Raw genomic sequence first — 17,730 nt, 5'->3', positions numbered from 1 at the left:
GTACCTATGGGTTGTTAGATATAAACAAAAATGAAAAAGTATGTGATGAGTTTTGTCGAAAAATATTTTTTTGGCACCCCTAAGATGCCAAGAAACCTTGATATATCAACATTTTTAGAGGGAGGAGTTTCTTTGAACGACCGTCAAGCAGCGCTAGAACAAGCGCTAAAGCAAATTGAGAAACAGTTTGGTAAAGGTTCGATTATGAAGCTAGGCGAACAAACAGATCGCCAAATTTCGACTATATCGAGTGGCTCCCTTGCGCTCGATATTGCGTTAGGGGTCGGAGGATATCCACGCGGACGTATTATTGAAATTTATGGTCCGGAATCTTCAGGTAAAACAACGGTTGCCCTTCATGCGATTGCCGAAGTGCAAAAACAAGGGGGGCAAGCTGCGTTTATTGACGCAGAACACGCCTTAGATCCAGTCTATGCCGAAAAGCTAGGTGTCAACATTGATGAATTGTTGCTTTCGCAGCCAGATACAGGGGAACAAGCGCTAGAAATTGCTGAGGCACTTGTGCGAAGCGGGGCGGTTGACATTATCGTCATCGACTCAGTTGCAGCTCTTGTTCCAAAAGCGGAAATTGAAGGCGAGATGGGCGATTCCCACGTCGGATTGCAAGCGCGTCTTATGTCCCAGGCGCTACGTAAATTATCAGGCGCGATTAACAAGTCTAAAACGATCGCGATCTTTATTAACCAAATAAGAGAAAAAGTGGGAGTTATGTTTGGGAATCCAGAGACAACTCCTGGCGGTCGCGCGTTGAAGTTTTATGCGTCTGTTCGTTTAGAAGTGCGCCGTGCCGAACAAATTAAACAAGGCAACGATATGGTTGGAAATAAAACGAAAATTAAGGTTGTTAAAAACAAGGTCGCACCGCCGTTTAAAACTGCGGATGTAGATATTATGTATGGCGAGGGCATTTCAAAAGAAGGCGAAATAATCGATATGGGTGCTGAGCTTGATATTATTCAAAAAAGCGGCGCTTGGTATTCATATAAAGATGAACGATTAGGACAAGGGCGAGAAAACGTAAAACAGTTTTTAAAAGAAAACCCGCATATCATGGAAGAAATTGCGCGTGAGATTCGTCAACATTACGGCATTACGACAGGTGCAGCGCAAACATCTACGCGTGAAGACGATTTAGACTTTTTAGAGTAAAAGGGGCACAATGTGTCTCTTTTTCTCTTTATTTTAGAAAATTCAACCATATGAAACGCTTTCCCACAATGACAAGCCTTGACAATATGGAAGGTCACCTTTAAAATGTACATGTATATTTGACAATTTTGAAGTGTATGTTGAATGGTTGCAATGTACATGCCGACATTGATGAAGAAACGAATTTATAGCAAGAGGAGGTGAGGACAATGGGTGAAACGATCATCTCCGCTTTGCTTGCCCTAGTCGTCGGTGCAGTTGTTGGCTTTTTTGTTCGTAAATCCATTGCCGAGGCAAAAATTGGCGGTGCTCAAGCGGCTGCCAAGCAAATGATCGAAGAAGCGAAACGAGAAGCAGACGCATTGAAAAAAGAAGCGCTCCTTGAAGCAAAGGATGAAATTCACAAACTTCGCGTCGAAGCGGAACGAGAAATTCGCGAACGAAGAAGTGAATTACAAAAACAGGAAAACCGTTTGTTGCAAAAGGAAGAGAATCTCGACCGGAAGGATGAATCTTTAAACAAGCGAGAAGCGTTGCTTGAGAAGAAAGAGAATTCTCTCAATGAAAGACAACAGCATATTGAAGAGATGGAAAGCAAAGTGGAAGAACTCGTTCGAAAGGAACAAGCAGAGCTTGAGCGCATTTCCAGCCTAACGCGTGAAGAAGCACGCCAAATTATTTTAGAGCGTGTAGAGAAAGAACTTTCGCACGAAATCGCGCTCATGGTCAAAGAAGCGGAAACGAGAGTGAAAGAAGAGGCGGATAAAAAAGCAAAGGAAATTTTATCGCTTGCCATTCAACGTTGTGCTGCTGACCATGTGGCAGAAACGACGGTATCCGTTGTAAACTTACCGAATGACGAAATGAAGGGACGTATTATCGGAAGAGAAGGGCGTAACATCCGTACGTTAGAAACGTTAACAGGAATTGATCTTATTATTGATGATACGCCGGAAGCAGTCATTTTATCTGGCTTTGACCCAATCCGTCGTGAAACTGCACGCATCGCGTTGGATAAGCTTGTTCAAGACGGGCGTATTCATCCGGCGCGCATTGAAGAAATGGTCGAAAAGGCAAGAAGAGAAGTGGATGAGCATATTCGTGAGGTTGGAGAACAAACAACGTTTGAAGTAGGTGTTCACGGCTTACATCCAGACTTAATTAAAATTTTAGGGCGATTGAAGTTCCGTACGAGCTACGGGCAAAATGTGCTTAAACATTCGATGGAAGTGGCATATTTAGCCGGTTTAATGGCAGCTGAGCTGGGAGAAGATGAGATGCTTGCACGTCGTGCGGGTCTTCTCCATGACATTGGAAAAGCGGTTGACCATGAGGTTGAAGGAAGCCATGTTGAAATTGGCGTAGAACTAGCAACGAAATATAAAGAACATCCTGTTGTTATTAACAGCATCGCCTCGCATCATGGTGATGCGGAACCGACATCTATTATTGCTGTTCTCGTTGCTGCTGCGGATGCTTTATCTGCAGCTCGGCCGGGTGCTCGTAGCGAAACGTTGGAAAACTATATTCGTCGACTTGAAAAACTTGAAGAAATCGCCGAGTCATATGAAGGTGTTGAGAAGTCGTACGCCATCCAGGCGGGACGTGAAATTCGGATTATGGTGAAGCCGGATATGATCGATGACTTGGAGGCACATCGTTTAGCGCGAGATATTCGCAAACGTATTGAAGAAGAGCTAGATTACCCAGGTCATATTAAAGTTACAGTCATTCGTGAAACACGAGCTGTTGAATATGCAAAATAAGCTACTCCTTGTTTGGGGTAGCTTTTTCGTATTGATAAACATTTTATTTTGTGAGAAACTGAAAAATAGAGACCATGAGTATAGAAAGGGTAATAAAATGAAAATATTATTTATCGGTGATGTCGTAGGACAACCGGGGCGAAAAATGGTTGATGAATACGTGCCAAAGCTTAAAGCAAAATACAAGCCACATGTAGTTATTGTAAATGGCGAAAATGCAGCGGGGGGAAAGGGAATTACAGAAAAAATATACCGTCGCTTTTTAGAAATCGGGGTACATGTTGTTACGTTAGGTAACCACGCATGGGACAATCGGGAAGTTTTCGAATTTATTGATCAAGCAAAAATGCTCGTTCGCCCAGCCAATTTTCCAGCTGGTACACCTGGAAAAGGAATGGTGTTCATCCATGTGGAAGGGTATGAAATAGCTGTGATTAGTTTGCAAGGAAGAACGTTTTTGCCGGCGATCGATTGCCCGTTCAAAAAAGCAGACGAATTAGTGGAAATAGCTCTTACCCGCACCCCGTTTATTTTTGTTGATTTTCATGCGGAAGCAACGAGTGAGAAACAAGCGATGGGATGGCATTTAGACGGCCGAGTAAGCGCTGTTGTTGGCACGCATACACACGTTCAAACAGCTGATTCACGTATTTTGCCAAATGGAACAGGTTATATCACCGATGTCGGCATGACCGGGCCTTATGATGGTATTTTAGGAGTAGATCGCGAGGCAGTATTGCGCAAATTTTTAACAGGTTTGCCGGTGCGTTTTGAGGTTACGACAGGGAGGACGCAATTGAACGCTGTCCTTATTGAATTGGAAGAAAAAAATGGAAAAACAAAATCAATTCAGCGTATCATGATTAATGATGATCACCCTTATTTTGATTAGTTCCTCTTTTAAGATTTTTCTGAAAAAAATACATATTGTAGCAGGAATACAGGCAAACAGGGATGAATATATAATGAATAGTACAACTTTTTATAAGCAATTGTGAGAAACGAGGAGGAACTAGAAATGGAAATATTAAAAGTTTCAGCAAAATCTAATCCTAATTCCGTAGCTGGTGCACTTGCAGGCGTGTTAAGAGAACGCGGTGCTGCTGAAATTCAAGCCATTGGCGCAGGTGCATTGAATCAGGCCGTTAAGGCAGTAGCGATCGCGCGAGGATTCGTAGCACCGAGCGGAGTCGATCTCATTTGTATTCCTGCGTTTACGGATATTCAAATTGATGGAGAGGAGCGGACGGCGATCAAACTGATCGTTGAACCGCGTTAATAAACATAAACCTGTTTGCTTATAAAGCAAACAGGTTATTTTTATCCTATGATTGTTTTTGAACCGAACGCGTTTAATGGGGGGATGGTTGTGCGTATATTTGATGCTCATTGTGATGTTTTATATCAATTATTTTGTGATCAACATTTGTCATTTGAACGGAGCACATCGTTACATGTGACGTACGATGGCTTGAAACAGGCGGGAGTAACTGTACAAGCGTTTGCGATTTATATTCCGAAACAAGTAAGACCGGAGTCACGCTTTTTTGTCGCTTTAGAGATGGTTGATTATTTTTATGAAAAAATTGTTTCACAACCAAATATGAAAATTGTTCGCTCGAAAAGAGAAATTGATCAATTGCAGCCAAATGAAATTGGGGCTATGCTTACTTTGGAAGGGTGTGAAGCGATTGGAGAAAGCTTAATACAGTTGCGTACATTGCTCCGTCTCGGCGTTCGTTCCGTTGGCTTAACATGGAATGATGCCAACATGGTAGCTGACGGTGCATTTGAGCAACGTGGTGGTGGATTAACCAAATTTGGAAGAGATGTTGTTCATTTGTTAAATGAACAACAATGTTGGACAGATGTGTCGCATTTAAGTGAACGTGCGTTTTGGGATGTCATTGAATTGGCTCATTACCCGATTGCTTCACACTCGAATGCTTATACAGTTTGTCCGCATCCTCGCAATTTGCGCGATGATCAAATTCAAGCGCTCATTAAGAAAAACGGGGTGATTGGTGTGACGTTTGTGCCGCAATTTTTGCGTCATGATGTCCAGAAAACGACAGTAACAGATGTGCTCCGTCATATTGATTATATTTGTTCGTTAGGTGGAGAAAACCATATCGGGTTCGGATCTGACTTTGATGGCATTTTTGAAACGGTCGAACAATTAGGAAACGTTGCGCACTACACACATTTTATTGACGAATTGTTAAAGCATTTTAAAGAAGAACAAGTGAAAAAGTTTTTGTTTTGTAATTTTTATGAGCGAATTCCCCAATAAAAATCGAAAAAGAAATTCACATTTTTGTAACAAATATGTTGCAATTTCTTTTCAATAGGGCTAGAATGAAAGCGTTTAGTATATGAAATTTTTCGAAAAAAAATCAATGTGAAATGGTAGAGCTTTTCTTGGAAAAGTGCTACACTTATAATCGTACAATGTAATGTTACAATTGATGGAACTTTAAAGGGGTGTAAGACATGATTAGTCAACTTTCGTGGAAAGTTGGAGGACAACAAGGGGAAGGTATTGAAAGTACGGGGGAGATATTCTCCATTGCGCTCAACCGACTAGGCTACTATTTATACGGTTATCGCCACTTTTCATCTCGAATTAAAGGTGGTCACACGAACAATAAAATTCGTGTTAGCACGACACAAGTTCGTTCAATTGCCGATGATCTTGATATATTAGTAGCTTTTGACCAGGAGACGATTGATTTCAACTTTCATGAGTTGCGTCAAGGTGGGATCGTTATTGCGGATGCGAAGTTTAATCCGACGATTCCAGATGAGTCAAGAGCTACGTTGTATGCGGTTCCATTCACTGATATTGCAACAGAGCTAGGGACAGCATTAATGAAAAACATGGTTGCAGTCGGAGCTTCAAGCGCAGTACTCGGTCTTGACATTAGTGTATACGAAGGGGTCGTTCAGGAGATTTTCGGTCGCAAAGGTGAACAAGTTGTTGCAAAAAACATGGAAGCGATCAGAGCGGGCGCTCAGTTTATGCGTGAACAACTTGGCGAAAATATCCAATTAATGCAACTTGAAAAAGCGGACGGCAAAAAGAGAATGTTTATGATTGGGAATGACGCCATTGCGCTCGGTGCACTAGCTGGTGGCGCGCGCTTCATGGCCGCTTATCCAATTACGCCGGCTTCTGAAATTATGGAATATTTAATTAAAAAGCTTCCGCAGTTCGGTGGTACGGTCATTCAAACAGAAGATGAAATTGCAGCGTGTACAATGGCTATCGGTGCAAACTACGCAGGGGTACGCACGTTAACTGCTTCTGCTGGACCGGGTCTTTCGCTCATGATGGAAGCGATCGGATTAGCTGGGATCACAGAAACGCCAATCGTTATCGTTGATACGCAACGCGGTGGTCCGAGCACAGGTCTACCGACAAAACAAGAACAATCTGATTTAATGGCAATGATTTACGGTACGCATGGAGAGATTCCGAAAGTAGTCATGGCGCCAAGTACTGTACAAGAGGCGTTTTATGATATGGTCGAAGCGTTTAACATTGCGGAAGAGTATCAATGCCCAGTTATCGTTTTAACAGACTTACAGCTTTCGTTAGGAAAACAAACAGTAGAGCCGCTCGAGTACGATAAAATTGACATTCGTCGCGGTAAGCTTGTCACAGGAGAACTCCCTGAAATTCCAGATAAAGGTTGCTTCAAGCGATATGAAGTGACAGAAGATGGCGTGTCACCTCGTGTATTGCCAGGTATGAAAAATGGAATTCACCATGTGACAGGTGTTGAGCACGATGAAACAGGTCGTCCATCCGAAGTAGCAGCGAATCGTATTGCGCAAATGGATAAACGTTTACGGAAGCTAAAACATATTCAATTCCCGACACCAGTTCATAAACATGTGCAGCATGAAGATGCGGATTTATTGATCGTTGGGTTTAACTCGACGCGTGGGGCGATTGAAGAGGCGATGGAACGTTTAGAGCGCGATGGTATAAAAGTAAATCACGCTCATGTTCGTCTCATTCATCCGTTCCCAACGGAAGAAATGTTGCCGCTTGTGCAATCAGCGAAAAAAGTAGTTGTTGTTGAAAATAACGCAACAGGACAACTTGCTAACATTTTGAAAATGAACGTTGGACATGCTGAAAAAGTGTTTAACGTGCTGAAATATGACGGCAATCCGTTCTTACCGCACGAAGTTTATACAAAATGCAAGGAGTTGTTTTAAACATGGCGACATTTAAAGATTTCCGTAATAACATTAAACCGAACTGGTGTCCAGGTTGTGGCGACTTTTCCGTGCAAGCAGCGATTCAACGTGCAGCCGCTAACGTTGGACTTGAACCACACGAACTAGTTGTTGTATCTGGTATCGGTTGTTCCGGTCGTATTTCTGGTTACATTAACTCATACGGTTTTCACGGTGTGCACGGCCGTGCCCTCCCAATTGCTCAAGGGGTAAAAATGGCAAATCGCGACTTAACTGTGATTGCGGCTGGTGGTGATGGCGACGGATTTGCGATTGGAATGGGTCACACGATTCACGCGATTCGACGCAATATCGACATTACGTACATCGTTATGGATAACCAAATTTACGGCTTGACAAAAGGACAAACATCTCCGCGCAGTGAGGTTGGCTTTAAAACGAAGAGTACGCCTCAAGGCTCAGTAGAACCAGCCCTATCGATTATGGAAATGGCGTTAACAGCTGGGGCAACATTCGTCGCCCAAAGCTTTTCTAGTGACTTAAAAGAGTTGACGCAGCTAATCGAGGAAGGTATAAAGCATAAAGGCTTTTCGCTCATTAACGTATTTAGCCCGTGCGTCACATACAACAAAGTGAACACATATGATTGGTTTAAGGACAATTTAACAAGCTTAAGCTCGATCGAAGGATATGACCCATCTAACCGAGAGATGGCGATGCAAACGTTAATGAAACATAAAGGACTTGTGACAGGGCTCATTTATCAAAACAAAGAACGTCAATCGTACCAAGACCTTGTGCCAGGTTATAGTGAAAAACCATTGACAGAAGCAGACTTAACAATCGGTAAAGAAAAATTCGATCAACTTGTCGCGGAGTTTATGTAGAAAAAGAGGGTGGTGAAAACCATCCTCTTTTTTATGGAAAAACATTGTTTAAACGCCCGGAAAATAATATACTATGTTAGTGTGCACCTATGAACAAAAGAAAGGAGAATACCGATGAACGAAAAACAACGTTTACAGTACACAGCACAAATTGAAACAGATCATCCAACGGACAAAAAATCCGCTTTGGATGAGAATTTACATCGTTTGAAGCAAAAAACGAGCCAAGACTATGAAAAATATTTTTCGACCGTATTTGTCCCACCATCTCTGAAGGAAGCGAAAAAACGGGGAAAAGAGGAAGTGAAATATCATAAAGATTTTTCTATTCCTGAAGAATTCCGCGGCATGGGGAATGGGCGAAAGTTTTATATTCGTACGTACGGCTGTCAAATGAATGAACACGATACAGAAGTGATGGCGGGAATTTTTATGGCTCTCGGCTATGAGCCAACGGATCGTCCTGAAGATGCCAATGTCATTTTGTTAAATACGTGTGCAATTCGTGAAAACGCGGAAAATAAAGTGTTTGGGGAAATCGGCCACTTAAAACCTCTTAAGCAAAACAACCCAGACTTATTGCTCGGGGTATGTGGCTGTATGTCACAAGAGGAATCGGTTGTTAATAAAATTTTAAAGCAGTTCCAATATGTTGACATGATTTTTGGTACTCATAACATTCACCGCCTTCCTTACATTTTGAAAGAAGCGTATATGTCAAAAGAAATGGTTGTAGAAGTTTGGTCAAAAGAAGGCGATGTCATCGAGAATTTACCAAAAGTGCGGAAAGGGAACATTAAAGCATGGGTTAACATTATGTACGGCTGTGATAAGTTTTGTACGTACTGTATTGTTCCATATACGCGCGGAAAAGAGCGAAGCCGTCGTCCAGAAGATATTATTCAAGAAGTACGTCATTTAGCGGCACAAGGATATAAAGAAATTACTCTTTTAGGTCAAAACGTCAACGCATATGGAAAAGATTTTACTGATATGAAATACGGTCTTGGTCATTTAATGGATGAATTGCGCAAGATCGATATTCCGCGCATTCGTTTCACAACAAGTCATCCGCGCGATTTTGACGATCATTTAATCGAGGTGTTGGCGAAAGGTGGAAATTTAGTCGAGCATATTCACTTACCAGTCCAATCTGGAAGTAGCGAAGTGTTAAAAATGATGGCACGGAAATATACACGTGAACAATATTTAGAGCTTGTTCGTAAAATTAAAGAGGCGATTCCAGGTGTGGCGCTCACGACAGATATTATTGTCGGTTTCCCAAATGAAACGGATGAGCAATTTGAAGAAACGTTGTCGTTATATCGCGAAGTTGAATTTGATTCTGCGTTTACGTTCATTTACTCGCCGCGTGAAGGGACGCCAGCAGCAAAAATGGTTGATAACGTACCGATGGAAGTGAAAAAAGAACGTCTGCAACGGTTAAATGCATTAGTCAACGAAATTTCTGCGAAAAAAATGAAGGAATATGAAGGACAAGTTGTCGAAGTACTAGTAGAGGGAGAAAGCAAAAACAATCCAGATGTTCTTGCGGGATATACGCGCAAAAACAAGCTTGTCAATTTCATTGGTCCAAAGTCTGCGATTGGTCAACTTGTAAAGGTGCGAATTACTGAAGCGAAAACGTGGACATTGAACGGAGAAATGGTAGAAGAAGCGATTGAGGTGAAATAACGTGGCGAAATATACGAAAGATGAGATCGTACAAAAAGCAAGAGAGTTAGCTAAAATGATCGCTGAAACGGAAGAAGTTGAGATTTTTAAACAGGCAGAAGCAAAAATTCATGAAAATGAAAAAGTGCGTACGATGATCGCTAAAATTAAGTCTTTACAAAAACAAGCTGTAAATTTACAACATTATGGAAAGACTGAGGCGTTAAAAAAAGTTGAAGCGCAAATTGATGACATATATGAGCAACTATCAGACATTCCAATTGTAGAGCAATTCAAACAATCACAAGTAGAAATTAATGATTTGTTGCAGCTTGTTGCTTCGACCATTTCAAAGACGGTGACGGATGAAATTATTACATCGACGGGTGGCGACGTGCTGCGTGGAGAAACAGGAGCTCAAGTGAAGCATAGTCATTGTGGTCATTGCCATTAAAGAGTCCATTTTACATGGGCTCTTTTTTTATGTTTTTGTACATATTTCTAATCTGCTGCATACAATGAACTATACGGAATGATGGTTTTTTATTGTACACTTTTTCGTTACTAGTGCATAGGATAGAATGAACAATGCATTTTTTGAGGAGGGTTTGTTCCATGTCTGAATACAGAGAGATTATTACAAAGGCGGTTGTGGGAAAAGGGCGGAAGTTTACGCAGTCAACGCATACGGTTTCTGCACAACATCGTCCAACGAGCGTGCTCGGTTGCTGGATCATTAACCATCGGTATGAAGCAAAAAAAGTAGATCGTAGTGTTGAAATTCATGGGAAGTATGATGTAAACGTATGGTACTCATACAACGATAATACGAAAACGGAAGTGTTGACAGAAACGGTGTCGTACACAGATGTAATTCCATTAAAGTATCGGAACGAAGAGCTTATCAGTGAAGAACAAGAGGTCATTGCGCGCGTTGTGCAACAACCAAATTGTCTAGAATGTACGATTGCCCCGACGGGGAATAAAGTAACTGTTGAAGTGGAGCGAGAGTTTGTAGCAGAAGTCATCGGAGAAACAAAGGTTCGTATTGCAGTAGTTGATACGTCACTAGACGAAGTCGATGAAGACATTGACGCGGAATTAGAACAGTTAGATGAGGAGCTTCTTCAAGAAGGAAGCAATAAAAACTAGGAAGTTTATTCTTCCTAGTTTTTATTTTTGTTATAATAATTGAAGTCAATATTTTGGGTGTTGGAGGAAAGATGATGACTTATACACCAATGATTCAACAATATTTAGCGATTAAGTCACAATATAAAGACGCATTTCTTTTTTTTCGTCTCGGTGATTTTTATGAAATGTTTTTTGAAGATGCAATTAAAGCATCACAAGAGTTAGAAATTACTCTTACAAGTCGGGATGGTGGTGGAGAAGAGCGAGTGCCGATGTGTGGAGTGCCTTATCATTCTGCCGCCATGTATATTGAACGTTTAATTGAAAAAGGATATAAAGTTGCTATTTGTGAACAAGTTGAAGATCCAAAAACAGCGAAAGGAGTTGTGCGGCGGGAAGTTGTTCAGCTCATTACCCCTGGAACAGTCATGGAAGGGAAGCAACTGGAAGAGAAAGCGAACAACTATTTAGCCTCACTAACATCATTTGAAGATGGTACGTATGGTTTTGCTTATGCTGACTTAACAACAGGGGAAAGCCGGATGACGTTGCTCCATTCGTTCGAAGATGTATTGAACGAGATTTACTCAATCGGAACAAAAGAATTAGTTGTTGCGACAGCGTATAAAGAGCAATGTCAATTTTTGCAGGAACGATATGCTTTGACGATTTCATGCGAAGATGAAACAACGATTCCGAATGCTTGTCAATCTATTGTATCCCACTTGAAGCAAGAAAAATTATTAGTGACATGTGGACGACTGTTCAACTATTTAATCAAAACACAAAAGCGGAGTTTAGCTCATTTGCAGCCAGTAGAATTGTATGAAGTGGATGCGTATATGAAAATTGATGTGTACTCCAAACGAAACTTAGAGTTAACTGAAACGATTCGTGCGAAAGGAAAAAACGGCTCACTTTTTTGGCTTCTTGATGAAACGATGACAGCGATGGGGGGGCGATTGCTTAAGCAATGGATTGACCGTCCGTTGTTAGATCGTGAAAAAATTGAGCAGCGGTTGCATCTTGTTGAACAACTTCGGATGAGCTATTTCGAACGTCAAGAATTGCGCGAGCATCTTCGTGGGGTGTATGATTTAGAACGATTAGCTGGGCGTGTAGCATTTGGGAATGTTAACGCGCGCGATTTAATTCAATTAAAAAAATCGTTAAAGCAAGTGCCACTAATTTCTACTCTTCTTATGCAAATTCATGATGAGCATGTTCAAGCCTTTGCCCAACATTTGGACGCATGCGAGGATCTTGTTCGATTGTTAGAAGAAGCGATTGAGGAAAATCCACCTCTTTCTGTGAAAGAGGGTGGCATCATTAAAGATGGTTATAACGAAGCGCTCGATCGATTTCGAGATGCAAGTCGAAACGGAAAAACGTGGATCGCGCAGTTAGAGGCGAGGGAGCGGGAATTAACTGGAATTAAATCGTTAAAGATTGGTTATAACCGAGTGTTTGGATACTATATCGAAGTAACAAAAGCGAACCTACATTTGTTGCCGGAAGGACGATATGAGCGCAAACAAACGTTAGCTAACGCCGAACGATTTGTGACGAAAGAGCTGAAAGAAAAAGAAGCACTTATTTTAGAAGCAGAAGAAAAGAGTATAGAGTTAGAATATGAGCTGTTTGTTTCTATTCGCGAACAAGTAAAACAATATATTGTGCGTTTACAAAAATTAGCGAAATACATTAGTCAATTAGATGTGATACAATGTTTTGCTACGGTGAGTGAAAAATATAACTACTGTAGACCGCAGTTTTCTCGTGATCGTCGCCTTGTCATTAAGCAAGGACGACATCCTGTTGTCGAAAAAGTGCTAGGCTCGAACGTATACGTTCCGAACGATTGCTATATGGACGCCGAACGAGAAATGTTACTTATTACAGGACCAAATATGTCTGGAAAAAGCACATATATGCGTCAAATTGCATTAACAGCTATTATGGCGCAAATTGGCTGTTTTGTCCCAGCAGAAGAAGCGATATTACCTATTTTTGATCAAGTGTTTACGCGTATCGGGGCGGCGGATGATTTAGTCGCAGGCCAAAGTACATTTATGGTTGAAATGTTAGAGGCACGTAACGCCATCGTGCACGCGACACAAAATAGCCTTGTGTTATTTGATGAAATTGGACGTGGAACATCCACATACGATGGCATGGCGCTCGCTCAAGCGATGATTGAATACATTCACGATCGAATTGGTGCGAAAACATTGTTTAGCACCCATTATCATGAATTAACAGCGCTTGAAAAACAATTGCCGCGTTTGAAAAATGTTCACGTTAGTGCCATTGAGGAAAATGGAACCGTCATTTTTTTGCATAAAATTAAAGAGGGTCCAGCTGATAAAAGTTATGGCATTCATGTAGCACAATTAGCCAAGTTGCCGTTTGATTTAATTAAGCGAGCGGAACAAATTTTACACGAGTTTGAAACAAATCCAGCTCCAGTTGTAAAAGAAAAGGAAGAAGAGTTTCAACAGTTAAGCATATTTATGGAAACAAACGACGAAACACGTTCGAGTGTATCTAAAAAAGAAAAGGAAGTGATCAAGCGTATTCAATCCATCAACTTGCTTGATATGACACCGCTTGAAGCAATGAATAAACTATACGAAATTCAAAAACTGCTAAAATGAAAGGAGGGAAAACGTGGGGAAAATTCGTAAGCTCGATGATGCGTTAGCGAATAAAATTGCGGCGGGGGAAGTCGTTGAGCGGCCAGCCTCCGTTGTAAAAGAGCTTGTTGAAAATGCGATTGATGCCCACAGCACAATCATTGAGGTGGAGTTAGAAGAGGCGGGACTAACGAAAATTCGCGTTGTTGACAATGGAGATGGATTAGAGGAAGAAGATTGTTTTTTAGCGTTTGAACGACATGCAACGAGCAAAATTAAAGATGAGGCGGATTTGTTCCGCATTCGTACGCTTGGTTTTAGAGGGGAAGCTTTACCAAGTATTGCATCCGTCTCGCATTTAGAATTAAAAACGAGCACGGGTGAACGTCCAGGAACGTTTGTTGTGTTGAAAGGTGGAGAACTTATACAGAGCGGTCGGACGAGCAGTCGAAAAGGAACTGATATTATTGTTTCACACTTATTTTTCAATACGCCAGCTCGCTTAAAGTATATGAAAACGATTCATACGGAACTAGGGCATATTGTTGATGTGATGAACCGTTTGGCGCTTGCCCATCCACACATTTCATTTCGTTTGACACATAATGGAAAACAACTGTTTTATACGAACGGAAATGGTGATGTACGGCAAGTGTTAGCTGCGATTTACGGATTTGAGGTTGCGAAAAAAATGGTTGCCATTCACGCCGAAACGATCGACTTTACGATTGATGGCTATGTTTCGTTGCCAGAGGTGACGCGCGCTTCTCGCAATTATATGACAACGATTGTAAATGGTCGATATGTAAAAAATTATCCGTTATACAAGGCGATTGAAGAAGGGTATCATACGCTTCTCCCGATCGGGCGACATCCTATTGCATTTTTAAATATAGCTATGGATCCGCTCCTTGTAGATGTGAATGTTCATCCGGCAAAGCTGGAAGTCCGCTTTAGCAAAGAAGGGGAATTAAACGAACTTGTTCAGCACGCTATTCGTGATGTATTTCAAAAAAAGACATTAATACCGGAAGTGACTGTCTCGCGAGTAGAAAAGCCGAGGACGGAGCAACAAACGTTTTCGTTTCAACATGTCGTGAAAGAATCGAACAATGTTCCACAGCGAACGATCTCATACAGTGAGCTAGAAAAGAAAGCAGATGAGCGAATCGCATTCGAGAAAAACGAAAAACGTGCTAGCGATGTGAATACGGAGTCACTTAATGTGGAGAACCTAGAACCACCTCATGTAGAAAAACTTGAAGAAATAGATCAACAGCGTATTCCACCGCTATATCCGATTGGACAAATGCACGGGACGTATATTTTAGCCCAAAATGAAAATGGATTGTATATCATTGATCAACATGCTGCTCAAGAGCGAATCAAATATGAATATTTTCGCGAAAAATTAGCAACGGTCACAAATGAGTTGCAACCGTTGCTTATCCCACTAACGTTCACTTATTCATCAAGCGAGTATTTGCTGATTGACAGTCATCGTGATGAATTAGCAGCTTGTGGTGTATTTTTAGAGCCGTTTGGTCATAACAGTTTCATTGTTCGTTCCCATCCCCAATGGTTTCCGAAAGGGGAGGAGGCGACAATCATCGAAGAAATGATTCAACAAGTATTAACGATGAAAAAAGTCGATATGAAGCAGTTGCGTGAAAAAGTTGCGATTATGATGAGTTGTAAACAATCCATTAAAGCGAATCAATTTTTACGTAGCGACGAAATATTCGCGTTGCTTGAATCGTTGCGGAAAACGAGCGACCCATTTACGTGTCCGCATGGTCGTCCAATTATTATTCATTTTTCCACTTATGAGTTAGAAAAAATGTTTAAACGTGTCATGTAGAGAAGGATACATTGTTCCCAAGGCTAAATTTTTTTCAAAATAGATGATAAAATATACATCGTTTGTCTATAATAAATGAATGTGAACTAGAGTGGAAAGTAGTGGTATTTTATGGGAGAGAAAGTCGTTGTGTTAATTGGGCCAACGGCTGTAGGGAAGACGAAAATGAGTATAGAGTTGGCCAAGCATTTAGATGGGGAAATTATTAATGGTGACTCGATGCAAGTGTACAAAGGATTAGATATTGGAACAGCAAAAATTCAAAGAGAAGAAATGGAAGAAATCCCGCATCATTTACTTGATATAAAAGAGCCGTATGAATCTTTTTCCGTTGCAGAGTTCCAGACGCTTGCTCGATCGCTTATTCAACAGATTACGAATCGAGGAAAACTTCCAATCATCGTTGGAGGCACAGGGCTATATATCCAATCTGTCATCTATGATTACCAATTTTCAAGTGCTCCATCAAATGATTTGTATCGTCAATCGCTAGAACGATGTTCGTCCATTGAACTTTATGAGGAATTAAAAAAAATTGATCCGATAAGTGCCGAGCGTATTCATCCAAATAATGTTCGTCGCGTCATTCGCGCATTAGAAATTTATCATTGCACAGGAAAAACGATGACGGAATGGCTAAAAGAACAAAAGCGGCAGCTCGTTTATAACACAGCGCTTATTGGACTGACAATGGAACGTGAGAAATTGTATGAGCGTATTAATAAGCGAGTAGATCAAATGATTGCTCAAGGATTGATCGAAGAAGTGAAACGGTTACACGAAAAAGGTGTACGCGATTGTCAGGCAATTCAAGCGATCGGTTATAAAGAGTTGTATTCGTATTTAGATGGACTTATCACACTAGAAGAAGCTATTGAACAATTGAAGCAAAACTCGCGTCGCTATGCGAAGCGCCAGTTGACATGGTTTCGCAATCAAATGCCCGTTCAATGGTTTGATATGACGGATGATACGCTGTTTTCGGTGCGAGTAAATGAAATTTTGCATTACATAGAAGGAAAGTTTCGCTTTCAGTCGAATATATAGACGTAATGTAGAGAGAAAAGAGGAGGACGAAGCAATGAAAAACACAATAAATATTCAAGATCAGTTTTTAAACCAGTTGCGCAAGGAAGGGACAACGGTTACTGTATTTTTGTTAAATGGATTTCAATTGCGTGGTCTAGTGAAAGGGTTTGACAATTTTACGGTGTTATTAGAAGTTGATGGGAAACAACAATTAATTTATAAACATGCGATTTCCACATTTGCGCCACAAAAAAATGTGAAAATTGAGATCGAGTAAGCTAAATCGCTCACCAGATGAGGTGGGCGATTTTTTTTCGCTAGGCGTTTGTCACGAAATGGATATGAACAGCGTATATTAGTAAAAGAAGCAACGGTGAAGGAGAGGTGACGTCGCCTTGTCAGAGTTGACAATGAAGCAAACGAAAAGTCAAATTAATATCGTACTTAATGCTAAAAACGTCAATTATTTGACGAAAGAAGAAACGGCCAATCGAATTGATTATCATCAACATGCGGTGTTGAAAGATATTCAAAAAGAGCTAGATGAGCTAGTTGGGCTAAGTGAAGTGAAAAAATTAATTAAGGAAATTTACGCGTGGTTATATATTAATAAAGCACGTCAAGCGAACGGATTAAAAGGAAATAAACAATCGCTTCATATGATTTTTAAAGGGAACCCAGGTACAGGAAAAACGACAGTTGCTCGTATTCTTGGGAAGTTATTTTTAGAAATGAACGTGTTATCCAAAGGGCACTTTATTGAAGCAGAACGTGCCGATTTAGTTGGTGAATACATCGGTCATACAGCAAATAAAACGCGTGATTTAATTAAAAAAGCGCGCGGGGGGATTTTATTTATTGATGAAGCATATTCGTTAGCACGTGGAGGGGAAAAAGATTTTGGAAAAGAAGCGATCGATACGTTAGTAAAAGGAATCGAGGATTTTTCTGATGATTTAGTTGTGATTTTAGCAGGATATCCGGCTGAGATGGATTATTTTTTATCTCTCAACCCAGGATTGCCGTCACGCTTTCCATTGATGCTTGAGTTTCCTGATTACACAGCAGAGGAACTTGTACAAATTGCAAAACAAATGCTTCACATAAGGGAATATGAGCTTACTTCCGATGCAGAACGAAAATTACGTGAACATATTGAACAGTTACTGGTAGGGGGATTCCAAAGGAAGTTTAGTAACGGTCGTTACATTCGAAACTTGATTGAAAAAGCAATTCGAAAACAAGCAGTACGTTTATTACACGAAGGACGCTATGACAAAAAGGAGCTCATGATCATACGGGAACGTGATTTAGTTGTTGAATGAATAGGGAAGGGAAACCTTCCTTATTTTTTTATGTAC

General features: G+C 40.9%; 15 protein-coding genes. All 15 read left to right on the top strand.

Going from position 1 to position 17,730, the window contains the following annotated elements:
* The first annotated feature begins 132 nt into the window (after nucleotides 1-132).
* The 15 genes from recA to spoVK all read left to right on the top strand — a co-directional run bounded on the left by recA (nucleotide 133) and on the right by spoVK (nucleotide 17,694).
* The gene (gene recA, locus K1I44_RS12350) at nucleotides 133-1,170 is read left to right on the top strand and encodes a recombinase RecA (RefSeq protein WP_219986308.1); all 1,038 of its coding nucleotides are present in this window, start codon (nucleotides 133-135) and stop codon (nucleotides 1,168-1,170) included.
* 209 nt (nucleotides 1,171-1,379) lie between these two features.
* Nucleotides 1,380-2,936, top strand: a complete 1,557-nt coding sequence (gene rny, locus K1I44_RS12345) for a ribonuclease Y (RefSeq protein WP_003398150.1) — start codon at nucleotides 1,380-1,382, stop codon at nucleotides 2,934-2,936.
* Nucleotides 2,937-3,033: 97 nt separating this feature from the next.
* Entirely contained in the window at nucleotides 3,034-3,828 is a 795-nt protein-coding gene (locus tag K1I44_RS12340; RefSeq protein ID WP_219986307.1) for a TIGR00282 family metallophosphoesterase, read from the top strand.
* 126 nt (nucleotides 3,829-3,954) lie between these two features.
* A complete protein-coding gene (gene spoVS, locus K1I44_RS12335) occupies nucleotides 3,955-4,215 on the top strand; it encodes a stage V sporulation protein SpoVS (RefSeq protein ID WP_003181955.1) in 261 nt (86 codons plus the stop codon).
* A 48-nt stretch (nucleotides 4,216-4,263) separates the two neighbouring features.
* Nucleotides 4,264-5,229 (top strand): dipeptidase, encoded by a 966-nt coding sequence (locus tag K1I44_RS12330; protein ID WP_003398147.1) that lies wholly within the window; start codon nucleotides 4,264-4,266, stop codon nucleotides 5,227-5,229.
* 200 nt (nucleotides 5,230-5,429) lie between these two features.
* A complete protein-coding gene (locus K1I44_RS12325) occupies nucleotides 5,430-7,166 on the top strand; it encodes a 2-oxoacid:acceptor oxidoreductase subunit alpha (RefSeq protein ID WP_003398146.1) in 1,737 nt (578 codons plus the stop codon).
* A 2-nt stretch (nucleotides 7,167-7,168) separates the two neighbouring features.
* The gene (locus tag K1I44_RS12320; RefSeq protein WP_003398144.1) at nucleotides 7,169-8,035 is read left to right on the top strand and encodes a 2-oxoacid:ferredoxin oxidoreductase subunit beta; all 867 of its coding nucleotides are present in this window, start codon (nucleotides 7,169-7,171) and stop codon (nucleotides 8,033-8,035) included.
* Between the two features lie 114 nt (nucleotides 8,036-8,149).
* The gene (gene miaB, locus K1I44_RS12315; RefSeq protein WP_003398143.1) at nucleotides 8,150-9,730 is read left to right on the top strand and encodes a tRNA (N6-isopentenyl adenosine(37)-C2)-methylthiotransferase MiaB; all 1,581 of its coding nucleotides are present in this window, start codon (nucleotides 8,150-8,152) and stop codon (nucleotides 9,728-9,730) included.
* A 1-nt stretch (nucleotide 9,731) separates the two neighbouring features.
* The gene (locus K1I44_RS12310) at nucleotides 9,732-10,163 is read left to right on the top strand and encodes a YlbF/YmcA family competence regulator (protein WP_219986306.1); all 432 of its coding nucleotides are present in this window, start codon (nucleotides 9,732-9,734) and stop codon (nucleotides 10,161-10,163) included.
* 161 nt (nucleotides 10,164-10,324) lie between these two features.
* Nucleotides 10,325-10,861, top strand: a complete 537-nt coding sequence (locus K1I44_RS12305) for an outer spore coat protein CotE (RefSeq protein WP_003398141.1) — start codon at nucleotides 10,325-10,327, stop codon at nucleotides 10,859-10,861.
* 71 nt (nucleotides 10,862-10,932) lie between these two features.
* Complete coding sequence (gene mutS, locus K1I44_RS12300; protein WP_219986305.1) at nucleotides 10,933-13,500, top strand: DNA mismatch repair protein MutS; 2,568 nt, start codon at nucleotides 10,933-10,935, stop codon at nucleotides 13,498-13,500.
* Nucleotides 13,501-13,513: 13 nt separating this feature from the next.
* The gene (mutL, locus tag K1I44_RS12295) at nucleotides 13,514-15,340 is read left to right on the top strand and encodes a DNA mismatch repair endonuclease MutL (RefSeq protein ID WP_219986304.1); all 1,827 of its coding nucleotides are present in this window, start codon (nucleotides 13,514-13,516) and stop codon (nucleotides 15,338-15,340) included.
* Between the two features lie 111 nt (nucleotides 15,341-15,451).
* Nucleotides 15,452-16,387 carry a tRNA (adenosine(37)-N6)-dimethylallyltransferase MiaA gene (miaA, locus tag K1I44_RS12290; protein WP_219986303.1) on the top strand — a complete coding sequence of 312 codons (936 nt, stop codon included), beginning with the start codon at nucleotides 15,452-15,454 and terminating at the stop codon, nucleotides 16,385-16,387.
* 34 nt (nucleotides 16,388-16,421) lie between these two features.
* Nucleotides 16,422-16,646, top strand: coding sequence for an RNA chaperone Hfq (hfq, locus tag K1I44_RS12285; protein ID WP_003398133.1), 225 nt, complete (start codon nucleotides 16,422-16,424; stop codon nucleotides 16,644-16,646).
* A gap of 118 nt (nucleotides 16,647-16,764) precedes the next feature.
* Nucleotides 16,765-17,694: a stage V sporulation protein K gene (gene spoVK, locus K1I44_RS12280; RefSeq protein ID WP_219986302.1), complete on the top strand. Its 930-nt coding sequence runs from the start codon at nucleotides 16,765-16,767 to the stop codon at nucleotides 17,692-17,694.
* The last annotated feature ends 36 nt before the right edge of the window (nucleotides 17,695-17,730 follow it).

Origin of the sequence: Anoxybacillus sp. ST4 (assembly GCF_019448545.1) — a bacterium.
In the GTDB taxonomy this organism is placed as follows: domain Bacteria; phylum Bacillota; class Bacilli; order Bacillales; family Anoxybacillaceae; genus Anoxybacillus; species Anoxybacillus pushchinoensis.
This window is presented reverse-complemented; position numbering and strand designations above follow the sequence as displayed.